The following is a 26,269-nucleotide window of genomic DNA, read 5'->3' on the forward strand; positions in this document are numbered from 1 at the left end:
GGGGCGGCGCTGGGCGTGCCGGGGCCGACCGCGACGGGGGCGGGCGCCGGCGCCGCCGTGGGGGCGGGCACCGGCAGCGGGACCGCCGCGGTGGGCTTGCCGACGACGGTCACGGCGCCGTCGGGGGCGACGACGAGGTGGGCGACGGTGCCGCTGGGCACCATCCCCAGCGAGGTCGCGCGCTGCGCCAGGGCGGGGGCGGCGTCGAGGGAGGCGACGTCGCGCCGCAGCGCCTCGGCCTGCTCGTCGAGCTGCTGGGCGGTGGACCGGGCCGCCCCGAGCGCGTAGGAGTCCTCGGCGGCCCGGGTCGAGAGCCACAGCGTGCTCACCAGCCCCGCGGCGAGCAGCCCGATGACCAGCGCCACGAACGGCACCCGCGACACCACCGAGCCCGTCGGCGCCGTCCGGGCCCGGTCGGCCCAGCGCTGCGTGCGCTGGGTGCGCCGGGTGTAGGCCCGCGACGCCGCGGTCGCCGTGCCCGCCCGTGCGCCGGGGCCGGTGCGCGGGGCGACGCGTCCCCCCCGGGCGGGGGTCTCGGGGCGGGGCCGGGTGCGGGTGCGGACCGGTGCGCTCAACTCGTCCTCCAGGAGACGCGGGCCGCAGCCCGCAGCCGGACCGGTGCGGCCCGGGGGTTGTCGTCGATCTCGGCGTCGGTGGCGCGCTCGGCGCCCCGGGTCAGGGGGGCCAGCTCGGGCCCGAGTCCGGGCAGCTCCACCGGCAGGTCGGCGGGGGTGCGCGAGGAGGTGCGCGCCGCGAGCTCGCGCTTGACGATGCGGTCCTCGAGGGACTGGTAGGCCAGCACGACCAGCCGCCCGCCCACCGCGAGGGCGTCGACCGCCGCGGGCAGGGCCCGCTCGAGGGCGGCCAGCTCGCCGTTGACCTCGATGCGCAGGGCCTGGAAGGTGCGCTTGGCCGGGTGGCCACCGGTGCGGCGGGTCGCGGCGGGCACGCTGCGGTAGATGACCTCGACGAGGCGGGCGCTGGTGGTGAAGGGCTCCTTCTCCCGCTCGCGCAGCACCTCCGAGGCGATGCGGCCGGCGAACCGCTCGTCGCCGTAGCTGCGCAGCACCCGGGCCAGCGCGCCGTGCGGGTAGGTGTTGAGCACGTCCGCGGCGGTGGGACCGGTCGTGGGGTCCATCCGCATGTCCAGCGGGGCGTCCTGGGAGTAGGCGAAGCCGCGCTCGGCCCGGTCGAGCTGCATGGAGGAGACCCCGAGGTCGAACAGCACGCCGGCGAGGCTGCCGGTGCCGGCCAGCCCCGCGGTGTCCAGCGCGTCGGCGATGCCGTCGTAGACGGTGTGGACCAGGGTGACCCGGTCGGCGTGCGGGGCCAGCCGCTCCCGGGCGGCGGCGAGGGCGTCGGGGTCGGTGTCGAGGCCGACCAGGCGCAGCCCGGGGAAGCGTCCCAGCAGGTGCGCGGCGTGCCCGCCGAGGCCGAGCGTCGCGTCGAGGACCACGGCCCCCGGCGCGTCGAGCGCGGGCTCCAGCAGCGCGGTGACCCGCTCGAGCATCACGGGCACGTGGCGGGGACCGCTCACCGTCGGTGACACCCCCTGCTCCTGCGTCCGGTGGGCCCCGCGGGGCGGTGGTCGGTGGTGGCCCGACCTGCTGGTGGTCGTGCTGGTGGCGGTCGTGCCGGTGGTGCGGTCGGGGGCGGGGACGGTGTCGTCCGGTCCCCGCCCGGTGGGGGACCTGGCGCAGGGGAAGTGCGTCAGGGCCCTCCTCGGACGGAGGCCGCACGGCACCGGGTGGTCGCCCGGGCGTGGTCGTGGTGGTCGTGGGCCGGCTACAGCAGCCCCTCGAAGGCCCCTTCCTGCGCGGTGGAGAACGTCTCGCCGGTCTCGCTGAGGTAGGTCTCCCAGGTCCGCTGGTCCCAGATCTCGAAGAAGTCGAACGCACCGCTGACGACGCACTCGCGGTCGATGCCGGCGTAGCTGCGCAGCAGCGGGTTGATCGACACGCGACCCTGGCTGTCCACGCTCTGCGGGTCCGCCCCGGAGGCGATCTGGCGGCGCACGATGCGTGCCGTCTGCGTGCCGGGGGCTGCGGTGACGCGGGCGACGATCCGCTCGAACTCGGCCTCGGGGTACACCGCGATGCTGTTCTCCTGCCCTCGGGTGAGCACCACGTCCCCCTCCAGGTTGGACCGGAACCGGGCCGGCAGCGTCAGCCGGCCCTTGTCGTCGAGGCGGGGCGTGAAGGTGCCGATGAACGGGCTCGCCACCGGTCACCTCCTGCCCGGTCGCGGCGGGCCCCGTGCCCGGTCACGACCTCGGGGCTCCACTCTGCCCCACTGCGCCCCACCATACCCCACCCAGCCCCACATGGAAGCCCCTCGACCCGTGTCGCAGCCGGGTGTCGTGCCGCGTCGTCGCAGGTCAACGTCACGGGGGTGAGGGTGGGGGACGGTGGGGGATGCAGCCCGGAGCGAGCCCGGGACGAGCCCGGCACGGCCCCACCAGACCGGCGCACCGCCGTCCACGGGCGCGGTGCGGGGCGGGTGTGCGGCAGGTGGGCCCGGTCGGAGCACCCCCGGGGTCCCGGACGACGGCGCCCCACCGGGCCGAGGGGCCGGGTGGGGCGCGGTGGGGGGAGGTCGGGAGGTGGGGCGCGAGCCGGGTGGGGCGCGGTGGGGAGAGGTGCCCGGACGGACCTCAGGCCGCCGACGCGGTGCGTCGACGGCCTGGGGACGTCCGGTGGGCCGAGCTGCGGCCCGGGGACCAGCTACTCCTGGTCGAAGCGCTTCTTGAAGCGCTCCTCCATGCGGGACGACAGACCGCCGGGCTTGGGCTCGCCGCGGCCGGGGCCACCCTTGCCGCCGCCACCGCCGTCGGAGCCGGGGGCCGCGGGGCCACCGCGGCCGAGGACGGCCAGCACCCCGCCGCCGAACATGACCAGGAAGCCGAGCACGCTGACCACCGGGAAGCCGCCCGGGCGCAGCGGCAGCGCGATGCCGACGATGAGCAGGACGAGACCGAGGATGAAGATCGCCGCGGCTTGCACCCGCCGGCGGCGGGTCGCCGAGCGCATCCGGGCGCCGCGCACGTTGGACGCGAACTTCGGGTCCTCCGCGTAGAGCGCGCTCTCGATCTGGTCGAGCAGACGCTGCTCGTGCTCGGAGAGTGGCATCGTCCCTCCCCCGGCACTGGGTCATGGTCGACCGGCCCGCGGACAGCGGGCCGGCGGACGCGCGGTCGTCGTGCGTCTGCGTCGATAGTACGAGTCCGGCGGGTGCGGGACCACCCGTGGCACGGGCGGGTCCCCCGGGCGTGGTGGGTGGCTCAGCCGCGGGGCTCGCCGGGGCGGCCGTCGGGGCCCCGCCGCCCGTCCCGGACGGCCCCGGGCCGGGGCGCACCGGGCAGCAGCGCGGCCGGGGCCACGGCCGCTGCGCCGAACCGCGCGCGGAGCCGGTCGGCCGCGCGCTCGGCGTCGCGCCAGCCGTGCTCCGGCTCGTCGAGGCGCAGCTGGGTGGCGACCTCGTCGCCCGCCACGAGCTGCTCCGCCCGCACCCCGAGCAGCCGCACCGCCTGCGGGAAGGGGTGCAGCGCGGTCAGCAGCTCCCCGGCGGTGGCGTAGACGAGCTGGGCGACGTCCGTCGGGTCGGTCAGCGTGCGGGACCGGGTGATGGTGGTGAAGTCCGCCCACCGCACCTTGATCGAGACGGTCCGGGCCAGCAGGCCCTTGCGGCGCAGCCCGGCGGTCACCCGCTCCGACAGCCGCAGCAGCTCGCGGCGCAGCGCCACGCCGTCGGCCGAGTCGGTGGCGAACGTCTCCTCCGCCCCCACCGACTTCTCCCCCACCCCGGCGACGACCGGGCGCGGGTCGTGGCCGTGGGCCAGCGCGTGCAGGTGCGCCCCGCTCGACCGCCCGACCCAGGACTGCAGCACGGCCAGGTCCGTCCCCGCGAGGTCGCCCACGCTGCGGAGCCCCTTCTCGGCCAGGCGCTCCCCGGTGCGGGCCCCCACCCCCCAGAGCGCGGAGACGGGCAGCGCGTGCAGGATCTCCCGCTCCCGGGCCAGCGGCACCAGCGCGACCCCGTCCGGCTTGCCCAGCCCGGAGGCGATCTTGGCCATCGACTTCGTCCGGGCCAGGCCGACGGAGCAGGTGATGCCCTCGGCGGCGACGACGTCCGCCCGGATGCGGTGGGCCACCTCGAGCGGGGTCGCGCCGAGGCGGCGCAGCGCGCCCGCCACGTCGAGGAACGCCTCGTCGAGGCTGAGCGGCTCCACCAGCGGCGTCACGTCGCGGAAGACGGCCATGACGGCCCGCGACGCGGCGGTGTAGAGCGGGAACTGGGGCGGCACGAACACCGCGTGCGGGCACAGCCGCCGCGCCCGCGCCCCGGGCATGGCCGCCCGGATGCCGTAGCGGCGCGCCTCGTAGGTGGCCGAGAGCACGACCCCGCGCCCGCCCGCGCCCCCGACGACGACCGGCAGCCCGCGCAGGTGGGGGGCCTGGCGGACCTCGACGCTGGCGTAGAAGGCGTCCATGTCGACGTGGAGCACGGTGGCCCCGGTGTCGTCGCCGGTGGCGAGCGCGGCCAGGTCGAGCCCGTGCCGGGTGCGGCCGGAGCCGCCCCCGGCGAGGTCGCTGCTGCGTCCCACCCGCGCCTCAGCCGCCGGCGGCGCGGCGGGCGAGGACGTGCAACCGGCTGGCCACGGCCCCGAGCGCCTGCGACGCGGCGGCCGTCTGCTCCAGCTCGGCCAGCTCGCCCGCCGAGCTGGCCTCCCGGACCAGCCCGGGCAGCAGGTCGGCCAGCACGCCGTCGCCGGTGGTGCGCTCCACCGCGAGCCCGGCCGCGGTCAGCTGCTCGTGCAGGTCGGCGGCGTCGAACCGGCGCAGCAGGACGTCCGTGGGCCCGGACCGGCCGTCGGGGTCGTCCAGGATGTGGCGGGACTCGGCGATCCGGCCCGACACGGCGCGCTGCAGCGCGGTGCCCGCGCGGCAGGAGACGAGCACCGACAGCACGCCGCCGGGCTCGAGCAGGCCGGCCAGCGCCCGCAGCGCGGTGGGCACGTCGTCGACGACCTCGAGCACGCCGTGGGCCAGCACGAGGTCCGCACCGCGCCCGGCCACGCTGTGGTGCGGCTCGGGGCCCAGCAGGCTGTCCACGTCGCCCTGCACGCCGGAGACCCGGTCGGCCACGCCGGCCTCGGCCGCGCGCCGGGCCAGGGCCGCGAGCGAGTTCGGGCTGGGGTCGACGACGACGACCTCGCAGCCCGCCTGGGCGAGCGGGACGGCCCACACCCCGGTGCCGCCCCCGACGTCGACGACCCGGCACGGGGCCACCCGCAGCAGCGCGCCGATCACGCCGAGCCCGGTCGACTGGCTCACGTGCGTCCCCCCGTCGTCCCCGGCCGGCGCGGGTCGCCACCGGGCCTGCCGTGCGCGTCCACAGTAGTGCGCACCGCTGCAGCGCTCAGGTCCCGGCAGGCCCGCCGCAGCGGGGCGGCGAGCAGGTCGAGGAACTGCGCCACCTGGCGCAGCAGGTCGTCGGCGTCGCGCTCCCCCACGTGGCCGCGGCCCGTCGTGGCCAGGGTGAGCGGGGCCGTGCTGGCGAGGAACCACGCCCACTCGGTGAGCTCCGGTGCGCGCTCGGCGAGCAGCGACCACACCGTGCGCTGCGGCGCGGGCGCGGCAGTGGGCCGCGCGAGCAGGCCCGTGGCGGCGACCGCGCCGCGCACCGCGGCCAGGTGCGCCCGGTGGTAGCGGGCCACCGGGTCGGCCAGCCCGTGGGCCTCGGCCAGGGTCCGCCGCGCGCCGTCCAGCACGTCCCCCGGCCCGTCCGGGCGGCCCGCCGGGCCCGGTGCTGCGCCCGTGGTCGCCGCCGCGCCCGTGACCGCTCCTGCGCTCGTGTGCACCGCGTCCTCCTCCCGCTGCGACCGGCGGCCCCGGTGGTGCACGCTTCCCTCGCCCACCACCGGGACCCCGGCTCGTCGAACACCTGTTCGAACGACGCCACGCTAACCCCGACCGGGCCGCGGCGCCAGCCCCGCACCGCGGGCGCAGCCGTCGGTGCGCGGTGGTGTGATGGGACCGTGCCGATCGCCGTGGAGCCGCTGTCCCGCGCGGACATGACCGGCCGGCTGCCGGAGGCGCTCGCGATCTACGTCGCGGCCATGGGCTACCCCCGCGGCACGGAGGCGCAGCGCAGCCCGGTGTGGGAGTCGCACACCCTGCGCCCCGGCTGGTCCGCGGTGGCCGCGGTGGAGACCGGGCCCGGCCCGCGGACCCTGCGCGGCATCGCCTACGGCTACCGCGGCTCGGCCCAGCAGTGGTGGGGCGGGCAGGTCCGGGCCGGGCTCGTCGCGTCGGGCCGCTCCCCCGCGCAGGCCGACGCGGTGATGGACGACTACTTCGAGCTGACCGAGCTGCACGTCTCGCCCGACGCGCAGGGCCGGGGCCTGGGCGACGCGCTGCTCGCCGCGCTGCTCGACGGGTGCGACGGGGGCCGCGTCCTGCTCTCCACCCCGGAGGTGCGCGGCGAGGCCAACCGCGCCTGGCGGCTCTACCGCCGCCGCGGGTTCACCGACCTGCTGCGCGGCTTCACCTTCGCGGGCGACCCCCGCCCGTTCGCGGTGCTGGCCCGCGACCTGCCGCTGTGAGCCCCCGCGCGGCGGCCGGGCCGGACGCGGTCGTCGTCGGGTCCGGGCACAACGGCCTCGTCGCCGCGGCCTACCTGGCCCGGGCCGGGTGGGACGTCGTGGTGCTGGAGGGCGACACGGTCGCCGGCGGCGCGGTCTCCACCGTCGAGCGGTTCCCCGGCCACCGGGTCGACCGGGGCTCCTCGGCCCACCTCATGGTCCGCCACACCGGCGTCGTCGAGGAGCTCGACCTCGCCGCGCACGGCCTGCGCTACCTCGACGCCGACCCGTGGGCGGTGGCCCCCGCCCCCGCCGGCTCCGACGCCCCGGCGATCGTCTTCCACGCCGACCTCGCGCGGACGTGCGCCTCGATCGCCGCGGCGTGCGGGCAGCGCGACGCCGACGCCTACGGCCGGTTCGTCGCCGAGTGGGGCCCACGCAGCGCGCGGGTGCTGCGCGCCTTCGGGTCCGCGCCCACCGGAGCGTCGCTGCTGCGCGCGTTCTGGGGCATGCCGACCCCCCACGGCCCGGGCGCGCTGAGCCGGTCGTTCCTCACCTCCGGCGACGCCCTGCTCGACGAGTGGTTCGACGACGAGCGGCTCAAGGCCGCGCTGGCCTGGTTCGGGGCGCAGTCGGGGCCGCCGACCTCCGAGCCCGGGACCGCCCCGATGGTGGGCTTCGCCGCCGCGATGCACGACGTGGGCCCCGGCCGCGCGGTGGGCGGCTCCGGCGCGCTGACCGAGGCCCTGGTGGCCCGGCTGCGCGCCGCCGGGTCCGCGGTGGACCTCGGCGACGCGGTCACCGCGCTGCACCGCGGCCCGTCGGGGTGGACGGTGCGCACCGCGGCCGGCCGCGCGCTGCGCACCCCCGTCGTCGTCGCGGGCTGCCACGTGCTGACCACCGTGGGCCTGCTGCGCGCCGGCGGGCACGACTCGGCGGCGCTGCGGCGCTGGGAGCGGGGGGTCCGGGTGGGCCCGGGCATCGGGATGGCCGTGCGGCTCGCGACCACCGCGCTGCCGGAGTACCCCAGCGCCGCCGGCCAGGGCCCGGTCGCCACGGGGCTGCAGCTGCTGGTGGCCGACCGCGCCCAGCTGCGCGCGGCCCACGGCGCGGCCCTGGCCGGGGACCTGCCGCCCCGCCCCGCCGTGCTCGCCATGAGCTTCTCCGCGCTGGGGGACGGCACCACGCCCGACGGCGAGCACGGGCTGACGCTGTGGGCGCAGTGGCACCCCTACCGGCTGCGGGACGGCCGCAGCTGGGACGACGTGGGGCAGGCCGAGGCGGACCGGGTCGTGGCCGAGCTCGAGGCCCTCGCCCCGGGGGTCGCCGCCACGGTGCGCCACCGGCACGTGCAGACCCCGCTGGACCTCGAGCGCGAGCTGGGCCTGCTGGGCGGCAACGTCATGCACGTGGAGATGAGCCTCGACCAGATGTTCTCCTTCCGGCCGGTCCCCGAGCTGGGGGGCTACCGCGTGCCCGACGCCCCCGGGCTGTACCTCACCGGGGCCTCGACGCACCCCGGGGGCGGGGTGTCGGGCGCCAGCGGGCGGACCTCCGCCCGGCTGGTGCTGCGCGACGCCTCGGGCGGGGTGCTGCGCCGCGCGGGCGCACGGGTGCGGGTCCCGCTGCGGCCGCGGTGAGCCCGACCGCACCCGCGCGGGTGCTGCTCGCCGCCGGGGTCGCGGCCCAGGTGGCGTACCCGCTGACCCAGGGCGCGGCCCGGGACCGGGTCAGCGTCGCCGTCGTCGTGCTGCTCGCCGCCGCCTGCACGGCGCACGCCGGCGCCACCCGCGGGGCCCGGGCGGCCGTCGGGCTGCTCGCCGTCACCGCCGGGGTGGGCCTGCTGGTCGAGCTGGTGGGCACCCGCACGGGGGTGCCGTTCGGCTGCTACGCCTACGCCCCCGGCCGGCTCGGCCCGGAGGTGGCCGGGGTGCCGCTGGTCATCGCGGCCGCGTGGACCACGGGGGCGTGGCCGGCGTGGTGCGCCGCCCGCCGGGTCGTGGCCCGGCGGGGTCCCCGGGTGCTGCTGGCTGCGACCGGGCTGGCGGCGTGGGACCTCTACCTCGACCCGCAGATGGTGGCCGACGGCCGGTGGCGGTTCTGCGGCGGCGGGGCCACCCTGCCCGGCCCGGCCGGGGTGCCGCTGACCAACCTCGCCGGGTGGGTGGTCGTGGCCCTGGTCATGGCGGCCGGGCTCGCCGCGCTCGACCACCACCGGCCCACCCCGCCCGCCGACGCGGTCCCCGTCGCGCTGCTGCTGTGGACCTGGCTCGGCTCCGGCCTGGCGCACCTGGTGTTCCTGGACCTGCCCGTCTCCGGGGTCCTCGGCCTGCTCGGCATGGGTGTGCTGGGCGTGCCCCTGCTGGTGGCGCTGCGCCGCGAGCGCGTCGCCCGCGCGGAGCCCGCCGGCCCCCCGGTGACGGCGCGGGCCCCGTGAGGGCCGTGCTGGCGCTGACGCTGGCCGGTGCGGCGGGGGTGGGCGCCGGGCTGGGCTTCGCGCTGGTGAACCGGCGCGCCCTGCTGCGCCCGCCGGACCCGGTGCCGCCCACGGCCGAGCGGGTGGCGGTGTGCGTCCCGGCCCGCGACGAGGCCCGCCGGCTGCCGGGGCTGCTGGCCGACCTGCGCGCCCAGGTCGGGGTCGACGTCCTGCGGGTGTGGGTGCTCGACGACGGGTCGACCGACGCGACGGCCGCCGCGGCGCAGCACGCCGCCGGGGACGACCCCCGCGTGGTCGTCGTCCGGGGCGACGGGGTGCTCCCCGCGGGCCGGCTGGGCAAGCCCACCGCGTGCGCCCGGCTCGCCGGGCTGGCCGGGGACGCCGAGGTGCTCGTGTTCGTCGACGCCGACGTGCGGCTGGCCCCCACCGCCGTGGCCGCCGGGGTGGCGCTGCTGCGCGGCCACCACCTGGACCTGGTGTGCCCGTGGCCCCGCCAGGTCGCCGTCACCCCCGTCGAGCGGCTGGTGCAGCCGCTGCAGCAGTGGTCGTGGTTCGCCAGCCTGCCGCTGCCCGTCGCCCAGCGCTCCCGGCGGCCGAGCATGGCCGCGGCGTGCGGGCAGCTGCTGGTGCTCGACGCCGCCGCGTACCACCGCGCCGGCGGGCACGACGCGGTGGCGGGCGAGGTGCTGGAGGACCTGGCGCTCACCCGCGCGGTGCGCCGCGCCGGGGCCCTCGCGGCCCCCGCGGCCGGTGCGGGGCTCGCGGCGTGCCGGATGTGCGCCGCCGCGGCCGCGCTGCGGGCCGGCCTCGGCCGCTCGCTGTGGGCGGCCTTCGGCTCCCCCGCCCAGGCGCTGTCCCTCGGCGCCGCGCTGCTCGTGGTCGGCCTGCTGGCCGAGCTGGCCGCGGCGGCGGGGCGGGGCCCGGTGCGGCGCTGGGGCCTGCTGGGGGCGGGGGCGTCGCTGGCGGGCCGGGTGGTGGCGGCCGGGGCCACCGGGGACCGGGCGTGGCCCGACGCGCTGGCCCACCCGTTCGGGGTGCTCGCCGTGCTGGGCCTCACCGTGGACTCCCACCGCAGCCGCCGTCGGGGGACGCTGCGGTGGAGGGGGCGCGCGGTCGGCTGACCCCGAGCACGCCGGCCGCGGCGAGGCCGACGCCGACGACGCCGGTGGCGCGCCCGGTCGTCCGCCGCGCGCCCGGGGCGGCCGCGGCCGCGGTCAGGCCCACCACCGCGAGCACGACCCGCGACGGCCGCTCCCAGGCGGTCAGCCGGACGTGCCCGCCCGCGCGGCGGCGGGTCAGCTCGAGCACCGCGGTCAGCCCGAGCAGCGCGGCCCCGGGCACGGTGCCCACCCCGACGTGGCGCAGCGCGGCCAGGTGGGCGAGCTCGGACACCCGGTCGCAGGACGAGTCCAGCGCCCGGCCGTGGCCGGACACCCGGCCGGCTGCGGCGGCCACGGCACCGTCCACGCCGTCGAGCACGCCCGAGACGACGACCAGGGCGGCGGCCGTCCCGGGGCGCCCCGCGCGGGCCACCCGGCCCGCGGCCACGGCGGCGGCCACCCGGGCCGCGCTCACCGCGTCGGGTGGCACCCGCCGCAGCGGCCGGGCCAGTGCCTCGACGAGGCGCAGCCAGGGCGTGAGCAGCAGCACCCCGGCGGGGTCGATCCCCCCGTGGCGGGCCGACCAGTCGACGGCCCCGGCTGGGGAGGGGTCAGCCACGCGCCCCGGCGAGCGCGTCCGACCGGGCCGGGGCCATGCCCAGCCCGGCGAGCACCTCGCGCGTCGCCCGGGCGAAGTTCAGCGTGTAGTAGTGCAGGCACGGCACGCCCTCGTCGAGCAGGCGCTGCGAGAGCTCGACCGCGATCGCCACCCCCTCGGCGCGCACCGCGGCGCGGTCCTCCTCCGGGCCGGTGCCCGCGGCGCGCTCGAGCCGCTCGAGCACCTCGGGGGGCACGGTGCCGCCGGAGAGCTCGGCCATCCGGCGCACGCCGCGCAGCGAGGTGACCGGCATGATCCCGGGGACGATCTCCTTGTGCGCCTGGTCCGGCGCCACGCGGGCCACCGAGTCGCGCATCCGCAGGAAGTCCTCGGCCCGGAAGAACAGCTGGGTGATGGCGTAGTCGGCCCCGGCGCGGAGCTTGCCGACGAAGTGGCGGACGTCGTGGTCGAGGTCCGGCGAGCGGTGGTGGCCCTCGGGGAAGGCGGCCACCCCGACGGTGAAGTCGCCCAGCGAGCGCAGCAGCCGCACCAGCTCGTCGGCGTGGGTGACGCCCTCGGGGTGCGCCGTCCAGTCCCCCAGCGGGTCGCCCGGCGGGTCGCCGCGCAGCGCGAGCACGTTGCGGATGCCGGCGTCGGCGAACGCCCCGGCGACCGCGCGGATCTCGGCCACCGAGTGGTTGACCGCCGTGAAGTGCGCGACCGGCAGCAGCGTCGTCTCCCGCGCCAGCTGCCCGGTGATGCGCACGGTCCGGTCGCGGGTGGACCCGCCCGCGCCGTAGGTCATGGACGCGAAGGCGGGGTCGAGGGCTTCCAGCTCGCGCACCGTGCGCCACAGCTGGGCCTCGCCCGCCTCGTCGCGGGGCGGGGAGAACTCGACCGAGAAGCGGGGCCGCCCACCGTGGCCGGAGGTGATGCGGTCCACCACCGACGGCGCGGCCGGCGGCGCGGCGACCGGCTCGTCGCCGGGGCCGGCCGGGGCGGTCTCGTCACGGGGGGTCACGCCCACGAGCATAGGCAGCCGCACCCGGGCGCACCCGGTGGTCCCGCCCTAGGCTCGGGGCCGACGTGGCACCACGCCACCCCCCGCCGGCGCCCGTGCCGGCCCGGCCCCCGCGCTCGTCCCCGGCCCACCCTGGAGGCTCCCCGCGTGACCGCCCAGCAGCCCGCTCCGACCCAGGTCGCCGGCCGCACCGACCTGCGCCCGGCCGCCCGGGTGGACCTCCCGAGCGCGGTCACCGCCGAGCTCGTGGGGTTCTTCGCGCGCCGCCGGCCCGACGCGGTGCGCGTCTCCCCGCGCTACGCCGAGGCGGTCGACGCCCTGGAGACGTTCGTCACCGACGGTGGCAAGCGGGTGCGGCCCGCGTTCGCCTGGTGGGGCTGGGTCGGGGCCGGCGGCGACCCGGGCGGCGAGACCGCCCCCGCCGCGCTGCGGGCCTTCGCCGCCCTCGAGCTCATCCAGGCCTGCGCGCTGGTCCACGACGACCTGATGGACGACTCCGACACCCGGCGGGGCAACCCCACGGTGCACGTCGCCTTCGCCGACCGGCACCGCGCGCACGGCTGGCGCGGTGACCCGGTGCGCTTCGGCACGGCCGCCGCGCTGCTGCTCGGCGACGTCGCGATGGCGTGGGCGGACGACCTGCTGCGCGCCTCGGGGCTGCCCGCGGCCGCGCTGGCCCGGGCCGAGCCGGTGTGGGAGGCGATGCGCCTGGAGGTGCTGGGAGGGCAGTACCTCGACGTGCTGGCCGACGCGGCCGGGGACGAGAGCCCCGAGGCGGCGCTGCGGATCGACCGGTTCAAGACCGCCGCCTACACCGTGGAGCGCCCGCTGCACCTCGGCGCGGCCGTCGCGGGGGCGGACGCGGACCTCGTGGCCGCCTACCGCAGCTTCGGCACCGACATCGGCACCGCGTTCCAGCTCCGCGACGACTTGCTCGGCGTGTTCGGCGACCCGGCCGTCACCGGCAAGCCCGCAGGCGACGACCTGCGCGAGGGCAAGCACACCCTGCTCGTCGCCCTGGCCCTGCAGCGCGCCGACGCGGCCGACCCCGCCGCGGCGCGGCTGCTGCGCTCGGGCCTGGGCACCGCCCTCGACGCCGCCGGGATCGACCGGCTCCGCGCGGCCCTGCTCGACCTCGGCGCCGTCGACGAGGTGGAGGCCAGGATCACCGAGCTGGCCGACCGCGCGGCGGCGACGCTGGCCGTGGCCCCCGTCACCGAGCCGGCGCGCGACGCGCTCGCCCGGATGGCGCGCTCGGCGACCAGCCGCACACACTGACCGGGTGCCCACTCCCCGCACCACCACCGGACCCTCGGACCACGTCGTCGTCGTCGGGGCCGGGCTGGCCGGCCTGAGCACCGCGCTGCACCTGCTCGGCGCCGGGCGGCGCGTCACGCTGCTCGACCGGGCGGAGCACCCGGGCGGGCGGATGGGCCTGCTGGAGCGCGACGGGTACCGCATCGACACCGGCCCGACCGTGCTGACGATGCCCGACCTGGTCGACGAGGCCCTGGGGGCGGTCGGCGAGACGCTGGCCGACCGGGTCGTGCTGCACCGGCTCGACCCCGCCTACCGGGCCCGCTTCGCCGACGGCTCCACCCTCGAGGTGCACGCCGACCCCGAGGCGATGGAGACCGAGCTGCGCGAGCAGGCCGGGGCGGCGACGGCCGACGGCTACCGCCGGCTGCGCCGCTGGCTGACCAACCTCTACGACACCGAGATCGGCCGCTTCATCGGCTCCAACTACGACTCCCCGCTCGACCTCGTCACCTCCGCCGCCGCCCGCGCGGACGTCGCCCGCCTGGTGCGCCTGGGCGGGGTCGGCTCGCTGGGCCGGGCCGTGGCCGCCCGGATCCCCGACGAGCGCGCGCAGCGGCTGTTCTCCTTCCAGGCGCTCTACGCCGGCGTCGCCCCGCAGCGCGCGCTGGCCGCGTACGGCGTCATCCCCTACATGGACACCATCGCCGGGGTCTACTTCCCGGAGGGCGGCATGCACGCGGTGGCCCGCGCGCTGTGGGACGCCGCGGTGGCGGCGGGGGCCGACGGCCGCCTCGGCACCGAGGTCACCGCGCTCGAGCGGTCCGGGGACCGCGTCGTCGCCGTCCGCACCGCCGACGGCGAGCGGCTGGCGTGCGACCAGGTGGTGCTGACCCCCGACCTGCCGCTGGTCGACGGGCTGCTGGGCCACCCGCACCGCCGCCGCGCCGGGACCCGGTGGTCCCCCTCCGCGGTGGTCCTGCACGGCGGGGTCGACGCCGCGGTGGCCGCCCGCTGGCCGGCCACCACCCACCACACGATCGACTTCGGCGAGGCGTGGGACGAGACGTTCCGCGAGATCATCCCGACCGGCCGCAACCGCCGCGGCGCGGGCCGGCTGATGAGCGACCCGTCGCTGCTCATCACCCGTCCCACCGTCACCGACCCGTCCCTGGCCCCCGAGGGCAAGGACCTCTGCTACGTCCTCGCGCCGTGCCCCAACCTGGAGTCGGCCCCGCTGGACTGGGACACCGTCGGCCCGGCCTACCGCGACGAGCTGCTCGGGGTGCTCGAGGCCCGCGGCTACACCGGCATCGCCGACGGCCTGACCGTGCACGAGCTGGTCACCCCCGCGGACTGGGCCGCCCAGGGCATGGGGGCGGGCACCCCCTTCTCCGCGTCGCACACCGTCGCCCAGACCGGTCCGTTCCGGCGCGGCAACCTCGTCCCCGGGCTGGCCAACGCGGTGCTCGCGGGCTGCGGCACCACCCCCGGGGTCGGCATCCCCCCGGTGCTCATCTCCGGCCGGCTGGCCGCGGAGCGGGTCGTCGGGGCCGCCGCGCTGCGCCGCAGCGCCTGACCACACCGCACCGCCCCTGACCAGAAGCGCCTGACCACCAGCGCGGGACCGGGCCCGCGCCGCACGGGCCCGGTCGCCCGTGCCCGTCCCGGGGATGGGGGATGATGGCCCGGATGGCCGCTCCCACCACGCCGCACGTCGGCACGACCCCCGCCGGGCGCCGAGGCGACGCGGGTCGCGGCCCCGTGCGCGCGGACGCCGCCACCCCGTGGCCCGGTGGCCTGCTGCGGCGGGCCCGGGACTTCTCCCGCACCCGGGCCGGGGCCGCCGCCCGGCTCGGCCTGCTCGGCTCCGGGGCGGTCCTGCTCGGCGGGCTCGGCGCGGGCAGCGTCCGGGTCCGCGACCCGTTGCTCGAGGCGGGCCACCTGTCGTGGCTGCGCTACGGCCACGGCCACGACCTGTCGGTGGCGCTGGTCTACCTCGGCGTCGGGCTGATGCTCCTGGCCTGGGTGCGGCTGGGCCGGCTGGTGCTCACCGGGCGGGTGGACGCCGCCGGGCTGCGGCTCACCGTGGCCGCGTGGGTGGTGCCGCTGCTGGCCGCACCGCCGATGTTCAGCCGCGACGCCTACTCCTACCTCGCGCAGGGGGCGCTGCTGCGCGACGGCTTCGACCCCTACGCGGTGGGACCCGTCGCCAACCCCGGGGTGCTGCTGGACAACGTCAGCAACGTCTGGACCACCACCACCGCCCCGTACGGCCCGGTGTTCCTGCTCATGGCCGACGGCGTGACCTCGCTGACCGGCGACGACGTCGTCACCGGCACCATCCTGCTGCGGCTGCTCATGCTCCCCGGGCTGCTGATGCTGCTGTGGGCGCTGCCGCGGCTCACCGCGCACCTCGGCGGGCAGCACACCGTCGCGCTGTGGGTGGCCGTGCTCAACCCGCTGGTGCTGGTGCACCTGGTGGGCGGGGTGCACAACGAGATGCTCATGGTCGGCCTGCTCGCCGCCGGGCTGGCCCTGGCGCTGGACCGCCACCACGCCGCGGGGATCGCCGTCATCGCGGTGGGCGCGGCCGTCAAGGCGACCGCGGGGGTCGCGCTGCCGTTCGTGGTGTGGATCTGGATGGCCCACCGGGCGCAGGACCGCCGCCGGCTCCGCCAGGGCGAGGCCGTCGGGCAGGCCGCCCCGGTGCCGTCCACGGGGTCGCGGCGCACCCTCGCCGAGTTCGCCCGCACCGCCGGTCCGGGGGCCGCGGTCGTCGTCGCCGTGTTCGGGGCCGCCTCGCTCGTCGCCGGGGTGGGCGTGGGCTGGCTGGGCGCGCTCTCCGGCTCCGCGAAGATCATCAACTGGCTCTCGGTCCCCACCATCCTCGGCCACCTCGTCACCCTCGCGTTCGGCTGGCTCACCGGGGTGCGGCTGGAGACGGTGCTGCCGCCGCTGCGCGCGCTGTGCGGCGCGGTGCTCGGGCTGGTGCTGCTGGCGGTGTGGTGGCGCAGCCGGGGCAGCGCGCTGCGGGCCGCCCGGGCGATCCCCGTCGCGCTCGTGGCGATCGTCGTGCTGAGCCCGGCCGCGCTGCCGTGGTACTACGCCTGGCCGCTGGCGATGGCGGCCGGGATGCCGTGGCGCACCAGCTCGCTGGTGTGGGTCGCCGGGCTCTCGACCTGGCTGGTGCTCGTCTTCCGCCCGGCCGGCGACATCGGGATGTACACCTGGTTCGACGTGGTGGTCGCCACGGCGCTGGCGGTCCTCGCGGCCCGCTCGCTGACCCGCGTCGACCCCCTCGACCTGCGCCGCCGCGTGCTGGGCCGCCCCGCCCGGGACGACGCGGGCGTCGGGTCGGGCCCGTGAGCGGGGCCGCCGAGCTCGACGCGGCCGGCGTCACCGACCCCGTCGCCCGGGCCGGCTACACCACCGCCCGCGAGCTCAACGCCGCCCACGGGCGCACCTACTTCCTCGCCACCCGGCTGCTGCCCGCCTCCCGGCGCCCCGCGGTGCACGCCCTCTACGGCTTCGCCCGGCTGGCCGACGAGGTCGTCGACGACCTGGCCGACACCCGCCCCGCCGCCGAGCGGCTCGCCGAGCTGGCCGGGCTCCGCGACCAGCTGCGCACCGCCCTGGCCGGGCCCCCCGCACCCGGCACCCACCCGGTGCTGCTGGCGCTGGCCGACACCGTGGGCCGGTTCGGCATCGACCCCGGGCTGTTCGACGAGTTCTGCGCCTCGATGCTCATGGACGCCCCCGGCTCGCCCACGGCGGTGGCGGAGTACGCGAGCCTCGCGCACCTGCGGACCTACACGCGCGGCTCGGCCGAGGTCATCGGGCTGCAGATGGTGCCCGTGCTGGGCGTCGTCGGAGACCCGGAGCAGGCCCGGGACTGCGCCGCGGCGCTCGGCCTGGCCTTCCAGCTGACCAACTTCCTGCGCGACGTGGGCGAGGACCTCGACCGGGGCCGGGTCTACCTGCCCGCGGACGAGCTGGCCGCGTTCGGCGTCGACCGCGCGCGGCTGGAGGCGAACCGGGCCGCGGGCCGCACCGACGCCCGGACCCGCGCCGCGCTGGCCCACCTGGTGGCGCTGACCCGGGCGGTGTACCGCCGGGCCGAGCCCGGGGTGGCCCTGCTGGCGCCGGAGTCCCGGCCGTGCGTGCGCACCGCGCAGGTGCTCTACGCCGAGATCCTCGACCGGATCGAGGACGCCGACTTCGCCGTCCTCGAGCGCCGGGTGAGCGTCCCCCCCGCGCGCCGGGCCGCGGTGGCCGGGCCCGGCCTGGCGCGCGCCGTGTGGGCCCGCCGGGGAGCCCGGGCCCGCTAGGGAGCCCGGCCAGGGACCCCCGCTGGATACCCCGGCTAGAAGGCCAGGGCCTGCGCGCGGCGGGTGATCTCCTTGCCGCGGTTGCCCGCGAGGGCGTCGACCGGCGTGCCGGGCAGGCTCTCGTCCGGGGTGAACAGCCAGCCCAGCACCTCCGCGCGGGACCAGCCGCCGTCGAGCAGCACCTTGATCGTGCCGGGCAGGCCCTTGAGGACCCGCTTCTCGGTGCCGTCGAGGAACACCGCGGGCACCACGACGGCCCGGTCCCGGCGCACCGCGAGCAGGTCGTCGTCACGGACGTGCTGGGCGACGCGGCTCTGCGCGACCCCCAGCACCCGTCCGGCGGCGGGCAGGGTCAGGGTGGGGACGGACGGGTCGAGCACGTCGTCGACAGCGGGAACCGGGCTCACGGCGGTCACGATAACGCCACACCCCGCCCGCACCGACCGCTGCGCCCGGCCCGGGGGGTCACCCGCCGCTACCATCGGGGGTCGGCCCGCAGGGGGCACGGGCGTGGCGACGAGAGGGGACCCGGGTGGTCGGCAGCGGCACCGACGTCCTCGGCGCGCTCGTCGACGGCCGCTACCGCGTCGAGCACCACCTGGCCCGCGGGGGCACGTCCACGGTCTACCGGGGCACCGACACCCGGCTGGACCGCCCCGTCGCGATCAAGGTGATGGACGCCCGCTTCGCCGACGACCCGGAATTCCTGGCCCGCTTCGAGCGCGAGGCGCGCTCGGTGGCCCGGCTCTCGCACCCCGGCCTGGTGGCCGTGCACGACCAGGGCAGCGACCGCCACGGCACGCCGTTCCTGGTCATGGAGCTCGTCGAGGGCGGCACGCTGCGCGAGCTGCTGCGCGAGCGCGGCCGCACCGGGGTGCCGATGGCCCTGGCCGTGCTGGAGCCGGTGCTCGAGGCCCTGGCCGTGGCCCACCACGCCGGGCTGGTGCACCGAGACGTGAAGCCGGAGAACGTGCTGGTCTCCGACGACGGGGCCGTCAAGGTCGCGGACTTCGGCCTGGTGCGGGCGGTCGCCGCCGCCGGGGCCACGGCCAGCGGGATGATCCTGGGCACCGCGGCCTACCTCTCCCCCGAGCAGGTCACCACCGGGGACGCCGACCCGCGCAGCGACGTCTACTCCGTCGGCGTGCTGGCCTTCGAGCTGCTGACCGGGGGCCCGCCGTTCCGCGGCGACAACGCCCTCGCCGTGGCCTACCAGCACGTCCACCACGACGTCCCCGCGCCGGGCACCTGGGTGCCGGGGGTGCCGCCGGAGCTCGACGAGCTGGTGCTGCGCGCCACCCACCGCGACCCTGCGGAGCGCTTCGCCGACGCCACCGAGATGGCCGAGGCTCTGGCCGTGCTGCGCCGCCGCCTCGGGGTGCCGCACGTGCGGGTGCCCGCACCGACCCGCTCCGCGACCCACCCCGCGCCCGGGTACCGCACCCCCCGGGCGGTCGGGCGCGGCGAGACCATGGTCGAGCCCCGCGCCACGGGGACCGCGGTGCTGCGGCCCGTCCACCACGACCCCCGCCCCGGGGGCCCGGCGGCCGGCGCCGAGGTGGACACCGGGGTCGGCCCCCGGGGCGGCCAGCCCTGGCACGACGCCCGGCGGCGCGGCCGCCGCACCGCCGCGGTGTGGCTGGTGGTGATCGCCGTGCTCGCGGCCGCCGTCGGCGTCGGGGCCTGGGTGCTCGGCACCGCCACGGTGGCGGCCGTGCCCGCGGTCGCGGGGCTCGACCGGGACGCGGCCACCCGGGTGCTGGCCGACGCGCGCCTGGCCCCCGTGGTGGCCACCGGCTACGACGACACCACCCCGGCCGGCGCGGCCCTGGGCACCGAGCCCGCGGCCGGGTCCCGGGTGGACGAGGGAACCCGGGTGACGCTGCGGGTCTCCGCCGGGCGCCCGGCCGTCCCCGTGGCCCCGGTCGGCACCCCGCTGGACGCCGTCGAGCAGCAGCTGCGCGAGGCCACGCTGGTGCCGGTGGCCGGGCGCGACGACTACAGCGACACCGCCCCGCTGGGCACCGTCATCGGGCTCGACCCGCCGGCGGGCACGACCGTGGCGGTGGGCAGCACGGTCGCCGTCGCCCGCAGCCTCGGCAGTCGGCCGGTCGTGCTGCCGGAGGTGGCCGGGTCGTCGGCCGACGCGGCGACCGCGACGCTCACCGCGGCCGGGCTCGTCGTCACCGGGCAGGACGAGGTCTTCGACGCCGGCGTGCCCGCGGGTGGGGTCGTCGGCACGGTCCCGGCGCAGGGCACCGCGGTGCCCGCGGGCAGCCAGGTCCGGCTGCAGGTGTCGGACGCCGTCACGGTGCCGCAGGTGCGCGGGATGTCGGTGGGCCGGGCGCGGTCCGTGCTGGCCGCGGCCGGCCTGGAGGTCACCGTGTCCCAGCTGTTCCCCACCGACGCCGGCCTGGTCGTCGGGCAGACGCCGTCGGGCACCCGGGTCGCCCCGGGCACGACCGTCCGGCTCACCGCGCTGCCCTGAGCGCCGGGGCTCAGTCGCGCAGCATCTCCGCGACGAGGAACGCCAGCTCCAGGGACTGCTGGGTGTTCAGCCGCGGGTCGCACGCCGTCTCGTAGCGGCCCGCGAGGTCGGTGTCGGAGATGTCCTGGGCGCCGCCGAGGCACTCCGTGACGTCGTCGCCGGTGATCTCGACGTGGATGCCGCCGGGGTGGGTGCCCAGGGCGTTGTGCACCTCGAAGAAGCCCTGCACCTCGTCGACGATGCGGTCGAAGTGCCGCGTCTTGTACCCGGTGGTCGACTCGTGGGTGTTGCCGTGCATCGGGTCGCACTGCCAGATCACCTGGTGCCCGGTGGCCTGCACCTTCTCGATGATCGGCGGCAGCAGCTCGCGCACCCGGTGGTTGCCCATCCGCGCGACCAGCGTCAGCCGGCCCGGCTCGTTGGCCGCGTCGAGGCGCTCGACGTACTCCACCGCCATCTCCGGGGTGGTCGAGGGGCCGATCTTCAGCCCGATCGGGTTGGCGATCATCTCCGCGAACGCCACGTGCGCGCCGTCGAGCTGGCGGGTGCGGTCCCCGATCCACAGGAAGTGGGCCGAGAGGTCGTGCAGCCGCGGCACGTCGCCGGAGGTGTCCAGGCGCAGCATGGCGCGCTCGTAGTCCAGGACCAGCGCCTCGTGGCTGGCGAAGATCTCCGAGGTGCGCAGCGACGGGTCGGAGACCCCGCAGGCGCTCATGAACCGCAGGCCGCGGTCGATCTCCCCGGCCAGCTCCTCGTAGCGGGCGCCGGCGGGCGAGGCGGCCACGAACTCGCGGTTCCAGTCGTGGACCTTGTGCAGGTCCGCCATCCCGGCCCCGGTCAGGGCGCGCACCAGGTTCATCGCGGCCGAGGAGTTCGCGTAGGCGCGCACCAGCCGGGACGGGTCGTGGAAGCGGACGGCCTCGTCGGCGACGAGCGAGTTGACCATGTCGCCGCGGTACGAGGGCAGGCCCAGCGCGTCGGTGCCTGCGCTGCGGGGCTTGGCGTACTGCCCGGCGATGCGCGCGACCTTGACCACGGGCACGGAGGCGCCGTAGGTCAGCACGACGGCCATCTGCAGCAGGGTGCGGATGTTGCCCTTGATGTGCGGCTCGGTGTTGTCGGCGAAGGTCTCGGCGCAGTCCCCGCCCTGCAGCAGGAAGGCCTGGCCGGTCGCGACGAGGGCGAGCCGCTCGCGCAGCGCGTCGACCTCGGAGGCCACGGTGATGGGGGGCACGCTCTCCAGCACGGTGCGCATCGCGGCGGCCTGGTCGGCGTCCCACTCCGGTTGCTGCGCGGCCGGGCGGGCCAGGGCGTCGGCCAGCCGCTCGCTCATCTCACCCGGCAGCGGCGGCAGCTCGGGCAGCGTGTCGATGGGCACGTCGACGGTCCAGTTCACGGCGTCCAGCGTAGGCGGTGGGCGGTGCGTCCCGAGCCGCCGGTCAGGCCCCCGCGAGGTGGCGGGCGACGACGTCGTAGCGGTCGCGGTTGTAGCGGGCGTCGGCGAGCGCGTCGTGGGTGTCGGCGGGCTTGGGCGGCAGGGCGGGGCTGCCCGCGTCCTCCCAGTGCTGGCGCAGCTCGCGGGTGAAGCGCGGGACCACCCGCGGCAGGTCCGGCATCGCCCCCCACAGCTGGCACAGGGCCACGTGGTCGTAGGCCGCGATCCACGCCCACAGCTGCACCGGGGTGCCGTCGTCGACCTCGGTGAGGAAGGCGAGCAGGTCCTCCCGGATGCGGGCCCGGCTGCGCCACGCCTGCGACGCCGGGCCGGGCAGCCGGGGCAGCACGTGGGCCCGGACCCACGGCCCGGCCCGCTCCGGGTCGAACTCGGTGGACACCGCGTAGAGCTCGCGACCGTCCTGCGCTACGACCCCGATGGAGACCAGCTCGATGGTGGTCCCGTCCTCGATGAACTCGCAGTCGTAGAAGAAGCGCACGGCGAGACCCTAGGCGCCGCACCGCCCCGGGCCCGGCCCGCGCCCACTCCCCCGGCGGCGGCCGCCGTGCCACCATGGACCGCGTGGCAGTGATGGACGGGGCGGGCCCCTTCACCCACGCCGGCGACGCGGGCGCGCCCGGGGTGCTGCTGTGCCACGGCTTCACCGGCTCCCCGCAGAGCATGCGGCCCTGGGGGGAGCACCTGGCCCGCGAGGGGTTCGCCGTCCGCTGCCCGCGGCTGCCCGGCCACGGCACGCGCTGGCAGGAGCTGAACACCACCCGCTGGCCGGACTGGTACGGCTGGGTGGAGGCCGAGCTGGCGGTCCTGGCCGAGCGGGGGGCGCCCGTCCTCGTCTTCGGCCTCTCGGTGGGCGGGGCCCTCGCGCTGCGGTTGGCGGCCCGCCACCCCGAGGTCGCCGGGGTGTGCGTGGTCAACACCTCGCTGGCCACCCGGCGCCGCGACGCGCCCCTGCTGCCGCTGCTCTCCCGCCTGGTCCCGTCGCTGCCCGGGGTGGTCGGCGACATCGCCAGGCCCGGGGTGACCGAGCTGGGCTACGACCGGCTGCCGCTGCGGGCGGCGCGGTCGCTGACCGAGCTGTGGCGGGAGGTGCGGGCCGACCTGCCGCGGGTGGTGCAGCCGCTGCTGGTGTACCGCTCGGCCGTCGACCACGTGGTCGAGCCGGTCAGCGGGGAGGTCCTGCTCGCCGGGGTGGGGTCCACCGACGTCACCGAGGTCGTGCTGCAGGACAGCTACCACGTGGCCACGCTGGACAACGACGCCCCGACGATCTTCGCGGGCAGCGTCGAGCACGCCCGCCGCGTGGTGGCGGGAGCGGGCGCCGCGCGCACCGGCGGGCGCGGCGAGCTGGCGGTGGACCCGTGAGCGTGGCCGGCGCACCACCGCCGGAGGACGAGCCCACCGGGGCGGCGCGCGACGGGGCCCGGCCGGAGCCGGGGCAGGCCGAGGTCGACGCCGCGTTCGCGGCCCTCGTCGCGGGCTGGGACACCCCCGCCCCGGTGCGCCCGGAGCGCAGCACCGACGACCACCGGCCCCGCCCGGCCCCGCCCCCGGCCGCACCGCCCCCGGCCCCCGCGACGGTCGGGGACGAGGCCGACGCCGCGGAGGAGGACGAGGACGAGGGGCACTTCGAGCCGCCGGAACCCCCGGCGCTGCCCCGGCTCTCGGCCCGGGCGCTGGGTGGGCTGGTGCTGCTGCTGGCGGGCGTCACCCTGCTGGTCACCCCCGGGGTGCTGGGCCTGACCGACGGGGTCGGCCTGCCGCTGGGCCTGCTGGTGGCCGCGGCCGGGCTGGGCGTGCTGCTCTCGCGGCTGCGCCCCGGCCCGGACCCGGACTCCGGCTGGGACGACGGCGCGCGGCTGTAGCCCCGGCCCCGTCAGGGCAGCGCGGCGCGGGCCAGGTCGCCGGCGCCGACGAGGCCGGCGCCCTCGCCGAGCTGCGCGGTCCGGATGCGGGCCAGCGGTCGGTGCCCGGCCCCGGTGACGGCCCGGGCGTACTGCTCGCGGGCGTCGTCGAGGAACAGCGGGGCCGACTCGCCCACCCCGCCGCCGACCACCACGAGGTCCGGGTCGAACACGTCGGCCACGATCGCCAGGCCCTCGCCGAGCCAGTGGGCGAGGTCGGCCACCGCGGCCAGGGCGACCGGGTCGCCGTCGCGCGCGGCCCCGGTGACGCGGCGCCCGGTCAGCGAGCCGGGGTCGGCCGCCGTCTCCGCCCGCAGCACGCTGCGCCGACGCGGCTCGGCGGCCAACAGCTCCAGCGCGGTCGCGGCGAGCGCGGTGCCGCTGCAGTAGCGCTCCAGGCAGCCCGACTTCCCGCACGGGCACGGCCGCCCACCGGGCACGACGCTCAGGTGCCCGAGCTCGGGGGCGGTGCCGTGGGCGCCGCGGAACAGCGCGCCGTCGACGAGCAGCCCGGCCCCGATGCCCGTGCCCAGCGAGACGAACGCGACGACGCGCCCGCGGGTGGCGGCCCCGAAGCGGCGCTCCGCCCAGGCCGCGGCGTTGGCGTCGTGCTCGACGACCACCGGCAGCTCGAGCCGGGCGGCGAGCAGCTTGGCCACCGGGGCGTCGCGCCAGGCGAGGTGCGGGGCGAAGCGGACCTTCTGCCTGCCGCGGGTGACGAACCCGGCCACGGCCAGCCCCACCGCGGCGACGGGGTGCCGGGCGGCCAGCTCGCGCACGCAGCCGACGAGGACGTCCTCCAGCGCGGCCGCGGACGCCGGGGTCGGCGCGGAGACGGAGTCGAGAACCGCGCCCCCGTCGTCGACCACCCCGGCCCGCACCGAGGTGCCGCCGACGTCGATCCCGACGGTGAGCGCCTCCCGGCGGGCGCGGCTCACCGGGGCGGACCCTCGGACACCCGGACCGGGATCCGTTGCACGCGAGCTGCTCCCGCGCTCCGGCCGGGGCCGGCGGCGGACCCGGACGGGTCGTCGGGGGCCGGGGCGCCCCCGTGCTCGTGGTCCTCCAGCAGCGCGCGCAGGGCGGCAGCGAGCCCGGCACCCTGCTCGCCGAGGCGGCGGGTCAGCTCGGGGCGCTCGCCGCGCAGCGCGGCCACGACGGCGCACACCGGGCACCAGCCGCAGTCCGGGGCGCGGCCGTCGCGGGCGCCCTCCCCCGCCGTGCCCGCGGTGCCGGTCGCCGGCACCGCGGTGCCCGCCCGGTCGACGACGGCGTCGAGCAGGCGGCGCAGCTCCTCGGCGAGCGGGCCCGTGGTGTCGCCCGCCGGTCGGGACCCGGGCTCGTCGGTGCTCGTCACCGCATCCACAGCGTCTCGTCGGGGGTGAAGCGCACCAGCAGGCTGCCCGCGCTGACCTCGGCGTCGGTGACCGTGCAGCGGCGCAGGACGGGCGGCAGGCTCAGCCGCCGGCGCAGCCCGACGGCGCCGACGAGCAGGTCGTCACCCACGCGGCTCAGCTCGACCCCGGCGTCGTGGGCCAGGGGCAGCGCCAGCCGCCACAGGTACACCGAGTCCAGCCCGCTGCCCGACTCCAGGGTCACCGTGGGCCCGGTCGAGCCCGGCGCGACGGGCTCGGTGTCGGCGGCGAGGTGGCGGCCCAGCTCCGCCAGCGCCTCGAGCCCCACCGGCTCCGCGGCCCGGTGCTCCACCGTGGTCAGCGCGAGCTCGGCGGGGAGCTCCGCGGCCAGCCGGGCCAGCACCTCGCGCTGCTCGCCGACGCGCGTCGCCAGCCACGCCAGCCCGGGGTGCTCCGGGGCCCCGGGCGCCCCGGGGACGTCCGGCAGCACCCGGTTGGCGACGACGCCGTCGACCCGCAGGCCGTGCAGGGCGAGCGAGGTCAGGGTGCGCCGCGTCTCGGCCAGCACCACCCGCTCGGGGGTCAGGACGAGCCGGACCGAGGTGGTGGCCGGGTCGGAGAGCAGCGTGCGCAGCCCGCGGGCGGACTCGTCGACCCGCTCCAGGGCGTCGGCCAGGCGGGCGACGCGGGCGCCCTGGCGGCCCAGGGCGCCGTGCACGATCCGCCGGTGCCGCGGCCACGCCTGCTCGAGGTAGCCGGAGACCGCCTCGGGCAGCGCGAGCATCCGCACCGTCTCGGCGGTCGGCCCGCAGTCCAGCACCAGGGTGTCCCACACCCCGGCCTCGACGAGCCGGCGCACCTCGCCCAGGGCCAGGAGCTCCTCCACCCCGGGCAGCACCGTCAGCTCGTCGGTGGCCACGTCGGCCAGCCCGGAGTCGGGGCCCAGCACGTCACCGAGGGCGGCGGTGACCTCCGCCCACCGGTCCTCGAGCAGCCGACGGGTCGCCAGCTGCACCCCGGCCAGCCCCGTGTCGAGCTCGGTGGGGCGGTCGGTGAGCGGCTGGCCCAGGGCGTCCGCCAGCGAGTGGGCCGGGTCGGTGCTGACGACGAGGACCTTGCGGCCCAGGCCGGCCAGGTGGACGGCCGTCGCCGCGGCGAGCGTCGTCTTGCCGACGCCGCCCTTGCCCGTGAACAGCTGGACCCGCACCTGGTCAGACCCCTCCCGTGCGCCCCCGACGCCGGTCGCGACGGAGCGCCGACCCTACCCGCGACGCGGGGCCGGGCGGGCGGGGGCGGGGGCGGTCGCTCAGCGCTCGACGCGCCGCTTGAGCTCCTTGAGCGCGGTGTCGGTGATGATCTTCTGCGCCCGGCGCTTGAACATCCCGATCATGGGGATGGCGAGGTCCACGGCGAGGGAGTACGTCACCTCGGTGCGCCCGTCGCGCTCGACCACCCGGTAGGACCCCTGCTGGCTGCGCTGGATCTGCCCGGACACCAGCTCCCAGCTCACCCCCGAGCCGTCGTCGGCCCAGTCGTAGCGCAGCTCGTAGGAGTCCTTGACCATGCCGGCGTCGAGCACGAAGGCCACCCGCGCGGCGCGGCCGTCGGGCCCGTCCTCGACGACGGTCGCGGACTTCACCGCCCCGGCCCACTCGGGGTAGGCGTCGAAGTCGGCGATCACGGCCATGACGGTCGCCGCGGACGCGTCGACGACGATCGACTGGGTGGTCTGGTCGGGCATG

General features: G+C 78.3%; 27 protein-coding genes. 11 read left to right on the plus strand and 16 right to left on the minus strand.

Annotation, left to right across the window (positions count from 1 at the left end; all coding sequences use genetic code 11):
* The 7 genes from ACYVOF_RS05300 to ACYVOF_RS05330 form a co-directional block, all read right to left on the minus strand.
* Nucleotides 1-575: hypothetical protein (locus ACYVOF_RS05300; RefSeq protein ID WP_460864489.1), on the minus strand; the 575-nt coding region annotated here is incomplete at its 3' end.
* A complete protein-coding gene (rsmH, locus tag ACYVOF_RS05305; protein ID WP_460864490.1) occupies nt 572-1,549 on the minus strand; it encodes a 16S rRNA (cytosine(1402)-N(4))-methyltransferase RsmH in 978 nt (325 codons plus the stop codon). The genes rsmH and ACYVOF_RS05300, both read right to left, overlap by 4 nt.
* A 236-nt stretch (nt 1,550-1,785) precedes the next feature.
* Nucleotides 1,786-2,223 (minus strand): division/cell wall cluster transcriptional repressor MraZ, encoded by a 438-nt coding sequence (gene mraZ / locus ACYVOF_RS05310; protein ID WP_460864491.1) that lies wholly within the window; start codon nt 2,221-2,223, stop codon nt 1,786-1,788.
* A 500-nt stretch (nt 2,224-2,723) separates the two neighbouring features.
* Nucleotides 2,724-3,128: a DUF3040 domain-containing protein gene (locus tag ACYVOF_RS05315; RefSeq protein WP_460864492.1), complete on the minus strand. Its 405-nt coding sequence runs from the start codon at nt 3,126-3,128 to the stop codon at nt 2,724-2,726.
* 152 nt (nt 3,129-3,280) lie between these two features.
* Nucleotides 3,281-4,603 (minus strand): DNA polymerase IV, encoded by a 1,323-nt coding sequence (dinB, locus tag ACYVOF_RS05320; protein WP_460864493.1) that lies wholly within the window; start codon nt 4,601-4,603, stop codon nt 3,281-3,283.
* A gap of 7 nt (nt 4,604-4,610) precedes the next feature.
* Complete coding sequence (locus ACYVOF_RS05325; protein ID WP_460864494.1) at nt 4,611-5,333, minus strand: methyltransferase; 723 nt, start codon at nt 5,331-5,333, stop codon at nt 4,611-4,613.
* On the minus strand, nt 5,330-5,860 hold the full coding sequence (locus tag ACYVOF_RS05330; RefSeq protein WP_460864495.1) for an SAV_6107 family HEPN domain-containing protein: 531 nt from the start codon (nt 5,858-5,860) through the stop codon (nt 5,330-5,332). The genes ACYVOF_RS05325 and ACYVOF_RS05330 overlap by 4 nt, the downstream gene beginning before the upstream one ends.
* A gap of 213 nt (nt 5,861-6,073) precedes the next feature.
* Between ACYVOF_RS05330 and ACYVOF_RS05335 the strand changes: the two genes are divergently transcribed.
* Genes ACYVOF_RS05335 through ACYVOF_RS05350 form a run of 4 tightly spaced genes read left to right on the plus strand, consistent with a single transcriptional unit; the run spans nt 6,074 to nt 10,141 of the window.
* Nucleotides 6,074-6,604 (plus strand): GNAT family N-acetyltransferase, encoded by a 531-nt coding sequence (locus tag ACYVOF_RS05335; protein WP_460864664.1) that lies wholly within the window; start codon nt 6,074-6,076, stop codon nt 6,602-6,604.
* Nucleotides 6,601-8,223, plus strand: coding sequence for a phytoene desaturase family protein (locus tag ACYVOF_RS05340; protein WP_460864496.1), 1,623 nt, complete (start codon nt 6,601-6,603; stop codon nt 8,221-8,223). Before ACYVOF_RS05335 ends, ACYVOF_RS05340 begins: the two co-directional genes overlap by 4 nt.
* Complete coding sequence (locus ACYVOF_RS05345) at nt 8,220-9,020, plus strand: carotenoid biosynthesis protein (RefSeq protein ID WP_460864497.1); 801 nt, start codon at nt 8,220-8,222, stop codon at nt 9,018-9,020. The genes ACYVOF_RS05340 and ACYVOF_RS05345 overlap by 4 nt, the downstream gene beginning before the upstream one ends.
* Nucleotides 9,017-10,141 (plus strand): glycosyltransferase family 2 protein, encoded by a 1,125-nt coding sequence (locus ACYVOF_RS05350; protein ID WP_460864498.1) that lies wholly within the window; start codon nt 9,017-9,019, stop codon nt 10,139-10,141. The genes ACYVOF_RS05345 and ACYVOF_RS05350 overlap by 4 nt, the downstream gene beginning before the upstream one ends.
* On the opposite strand, the gene ACYVOF_RS05355 is transcribed toward ACYVOF_RS05350, so the two are convergent.
* A complete protein-coding gene (locus tag ACYVOF_RS05355; protein WP_460864499.1) occupies nt 10,074-10,739 on the minus strand; it encodes a CDP-alcohol phosphatidyltransferase family protein in 666 nt (221 codons plus the stop codon). The genes ACYVOF_RS05350 and ACYVOF_RS05355 overlap by 68 nt on opposite strands.
* Nucleotides 10,732-11,661 (minus strand): methylenetetrahydrofolate reductase, encoded by a 930-nt coding sequence (locus tag ACYVOF_RS05360; RefSeq protein WP_460864666.1) that lies wholly within the window; start codon nt 11,659-11,661, stop codon nt 10,732-10,734. Before ACYVOF_RS05360 ends, ACYVOF_RS05355 begins: the two co-directional genes overlap by 8 nt.
* Nucleotides 11,662-11,886: 225 nt before the next feature.
* Here ACYVOF_RS05360 and ACYVOF_RS05365 point away from each other — a divergent pair, with 225 nt between their 5' ends.
* The 4 genes from ACYVOF_RS05365 (at nt 11,887) to ACYVOF_RS05380 (ending at nt 17,327) form a co-directional block, all read left to right on the plus strand.
* Nucleotides 11,887-13,017: a polyprenyl synthetase family protein gene (locus ACYVOF_RS05365; RefSeq protein WP_460864500.1), complete on the plus strand. Its 1,131-nt coding sequence runs from the start codon at nt 11,887-11,889 to the stop codon at nt 13,015-13,017.
* A gap of 4 nt (nt 13,018-13,021) precedes the next feature.
* Entirely contained in the window at nt 13,022-14,575 is a 1,554-nt protein-coding gene (crtI, locus tag ACYVOF_RS05370) for a phytoene desaturase family protein (RefSeq protein WP_460864501.1), read from the plus strand.
* A 113-nt stretch (nt 14,576-14,688) separates the two neighbouring features.
* Nucleotides 14,689-16,365 (plus strand): alpha-(1->6)-mannopyranosyltransferase A, encoded by a 1,677-nt coding sequence (locus ACYVOF_RS05375; protein WP_460864502.1) that lies wholly within the window; start codon nt 14,689-14,691, stop codon nt 16,363-16,365.
* Nucleotides 16,362-17,327: a phytoene/squalene synthase family protein gene (locus ACYVOF_RS05380; RefSeq protein ID WP_460864503.1), complete on the plus strand. Its 966-nt coding sequence runs from the start codon at nt 16,362-16,364 to the stop codon at nt 17,325-17,327. The genes ACYVOF_RS05375 and ACYVOF_RS05380 overlap by 4 nt, the downstream gene beginning before the upstream one ends.
* A gap of 35 nt (nt 17,328-17,362) precedes the next feature.
* Here the strand turns inward: ACYVOF_RS05380 and ACYVOF_RS05385 are convergent, their stop codons facing one another.
* A complete protein-coding gene (locus tag ACYVOF_RS05385; protein ID WP_460864504.1) occupies nt 17,363-17,734 on the minus strand; it encodes an Rv2175c family DNA-binding protein in 372 nt (123 codons plus the stop codon).
* Nucleotides 17,735-17,859: 125 nt separating this feature from the next.
* Here ACYVOF_RS05385 and pknB point away from each other — a divergent pair, with 125 nt between their 5' ends.
* Complete coding sequence (gene pknB / locus ACYVOF_RS05390; protein ID WP_460864505.1) at nt 17,860-19,815, plus strand: Stk1 family PASTA domain-containing Ser/Thr kinase; 1,956 nt, start codon at nt 17,860-17,862, stop codon at nt 19,813-19,815.
* Between the two features lie 10 nt (nt 19,816-19,825).
* On the opposite strand, the gene ACYVOF_RS05395 is transcribed toward pknB, so the two are convergent.
* Nucleotides 19,826-21,211 carry a class II 3-deoxy-7-phosphoheptulonate synthase gene (locus tag ACYVOF_RS05395; protein WP_460864506.1) on the minus strand — a complete coding sequence of 462 codons (1,386 nt, stop codon included), beginning with the start codon at nt 21,209-21,211 and terminating at the stop codon, nt 19,826-19,828.
* A gap of 43 nt (nt 21,212-21,254) precedes the next feature.
* Entirely contained in the window at nt 21,255-21,749 is a 495-nt protein-coding gene (locus ACYVOF_RS05400) for a polyadenylate-specific 3'-exoribonuclease AS (protein WP_460864508.1), read from the minus strand.
* Nucleotides 21,750-21,841: 92 nt separating this feature from the next.
* Between ACYVOF_RS05400 and ACYVOF_RS05405 the strand changes: the two genes are divergently transcribed.
* Nucleotides 21,842-22,633, plus strand: a complete 792-nt coding sequence (locus ACYVOF_RS05405) for an alpha/beta hydrolase (protein WP_460864667.1) — start codon at nt 21,842-21,844, stop codon at nt 22,631-22,633.
* The gene (locus ACYVOF_RS05410; protein ID WP_460864509.1) at nt 22,630-23,133 is read left to right on the plus strand and encodes a hypothetical protein; all 504 of its coding nucleotides are present in this window, start codon (nt 22,630-22,632) and stop codon (nt 23,131-23,133) included. The genes ACYVOF_RS05405 and ACYVOF_RS05410 overlap by 4 nt, the downstream gene beginning before the upstream one ends.
* 11 nt (nt 23,134-23,144) lie before the next feature.
* Here ACYVOF_RS05410 and ACYVOF_RS05415 read toward each other — a convergent pair whose 3' ends face one another.
* The 4 genes from ACYVOF_RS05415 to ACYVOF_RS05430 form a co-directional block, all read right to left on the minus strand.
* On the minus strand, nt 23,145-24,110 hold the full coding sequence (locus ACYVOF_RS05415; protein ID WP_460864511.1) for an ROK family protein: 966 nt from the start codon (nt 24,108-24,110) through the stop codon (nt 23,145-23,147).
* Entirely contained in the window at nt 24,107-24,529 is a 423-nt protein-coding gene (locus ACYVOF_RS05420) for a hypothetical protein (protein WP_460864512.1), read from the minus strand. Before ACYVOF_RS05420 ends, ACYVOF_RS05415 begins: the two co-directional genes overlap by 4 nt.
* The gene (locus ACYVOF_RS05425; protein ID WP_460864513.1) at nt 24,526-25,734 is read right to left on the minus strand and encodes an ArsA family ATPase; all 1,209 of its coding nucleotides are present in this window, start codon (nt 25,732-25,734) and stop codon (nt 24,526-24,528) included. Before ACYVOF_RS05425 ends, ACYVOF_RS05420 begins: the two co-directional genes overlap by 4 nt.
* Before the next feature lie 99 nt (nt 25,735-25,833).
* On the minus strand, nt 25,834-26,268 hold the full coding sequence (locus ACYVOF_RS05430) for an SRPBCC family protein (RefSeq protein WP_460864515.1): 435 nt from the start codon (nt 26,266-26,268) through the stop codon (nt 25,834-25,836).
* Between the last annotated feature and the right edge of the window lies 1 nt (nt 26,269).

The organism is Rhodococcus aerolatus (assembly GCF_054783215.1).

What these genes read in the sequence shown, in the direction of transcription:
- ACYVOF_RS05405 (WP_460864667.1), top strand. Translation starts at nt 21,842, where the DNA reads ATGGACGGGGCGGGCCCCTTCACCCACGCCGGCGACGCGGGCGCGCCC.
- ACYVOF_RS05335 (WP_460864664.1), top strand. Translation starts at nt 6,074, where the DNA reads ATGACCGGCCGGCTGCCGGAGGCGCTCGCGATCTACGTCGCGGCCATG.
- ACYVOF_RS05375 (WP_460864502.1), top strand. Translation starts at nt 14,689, where the DNA reads ATGGCCGCTCCCACCACGCCGCACGTCGGCACGACCCCCGCCGGGCGC.
- ACYVOF_RS05430 (WP_460864515.1), bottom strand. Translation starts at nt 26,268, where the DNA reads ATGCCCGACCAGACCACCCAGTCGATCGTCGTCGACGCGTCCGCGGCG.
- ACYVOF_RS05315 (WP_460864492.1), bottom strand. Translation starts at nt 3,128, where the DNA reads ATGCCACTCTCCGAGCACGAGCAGCGTCTGCTCGACCAGATCGAGAGC.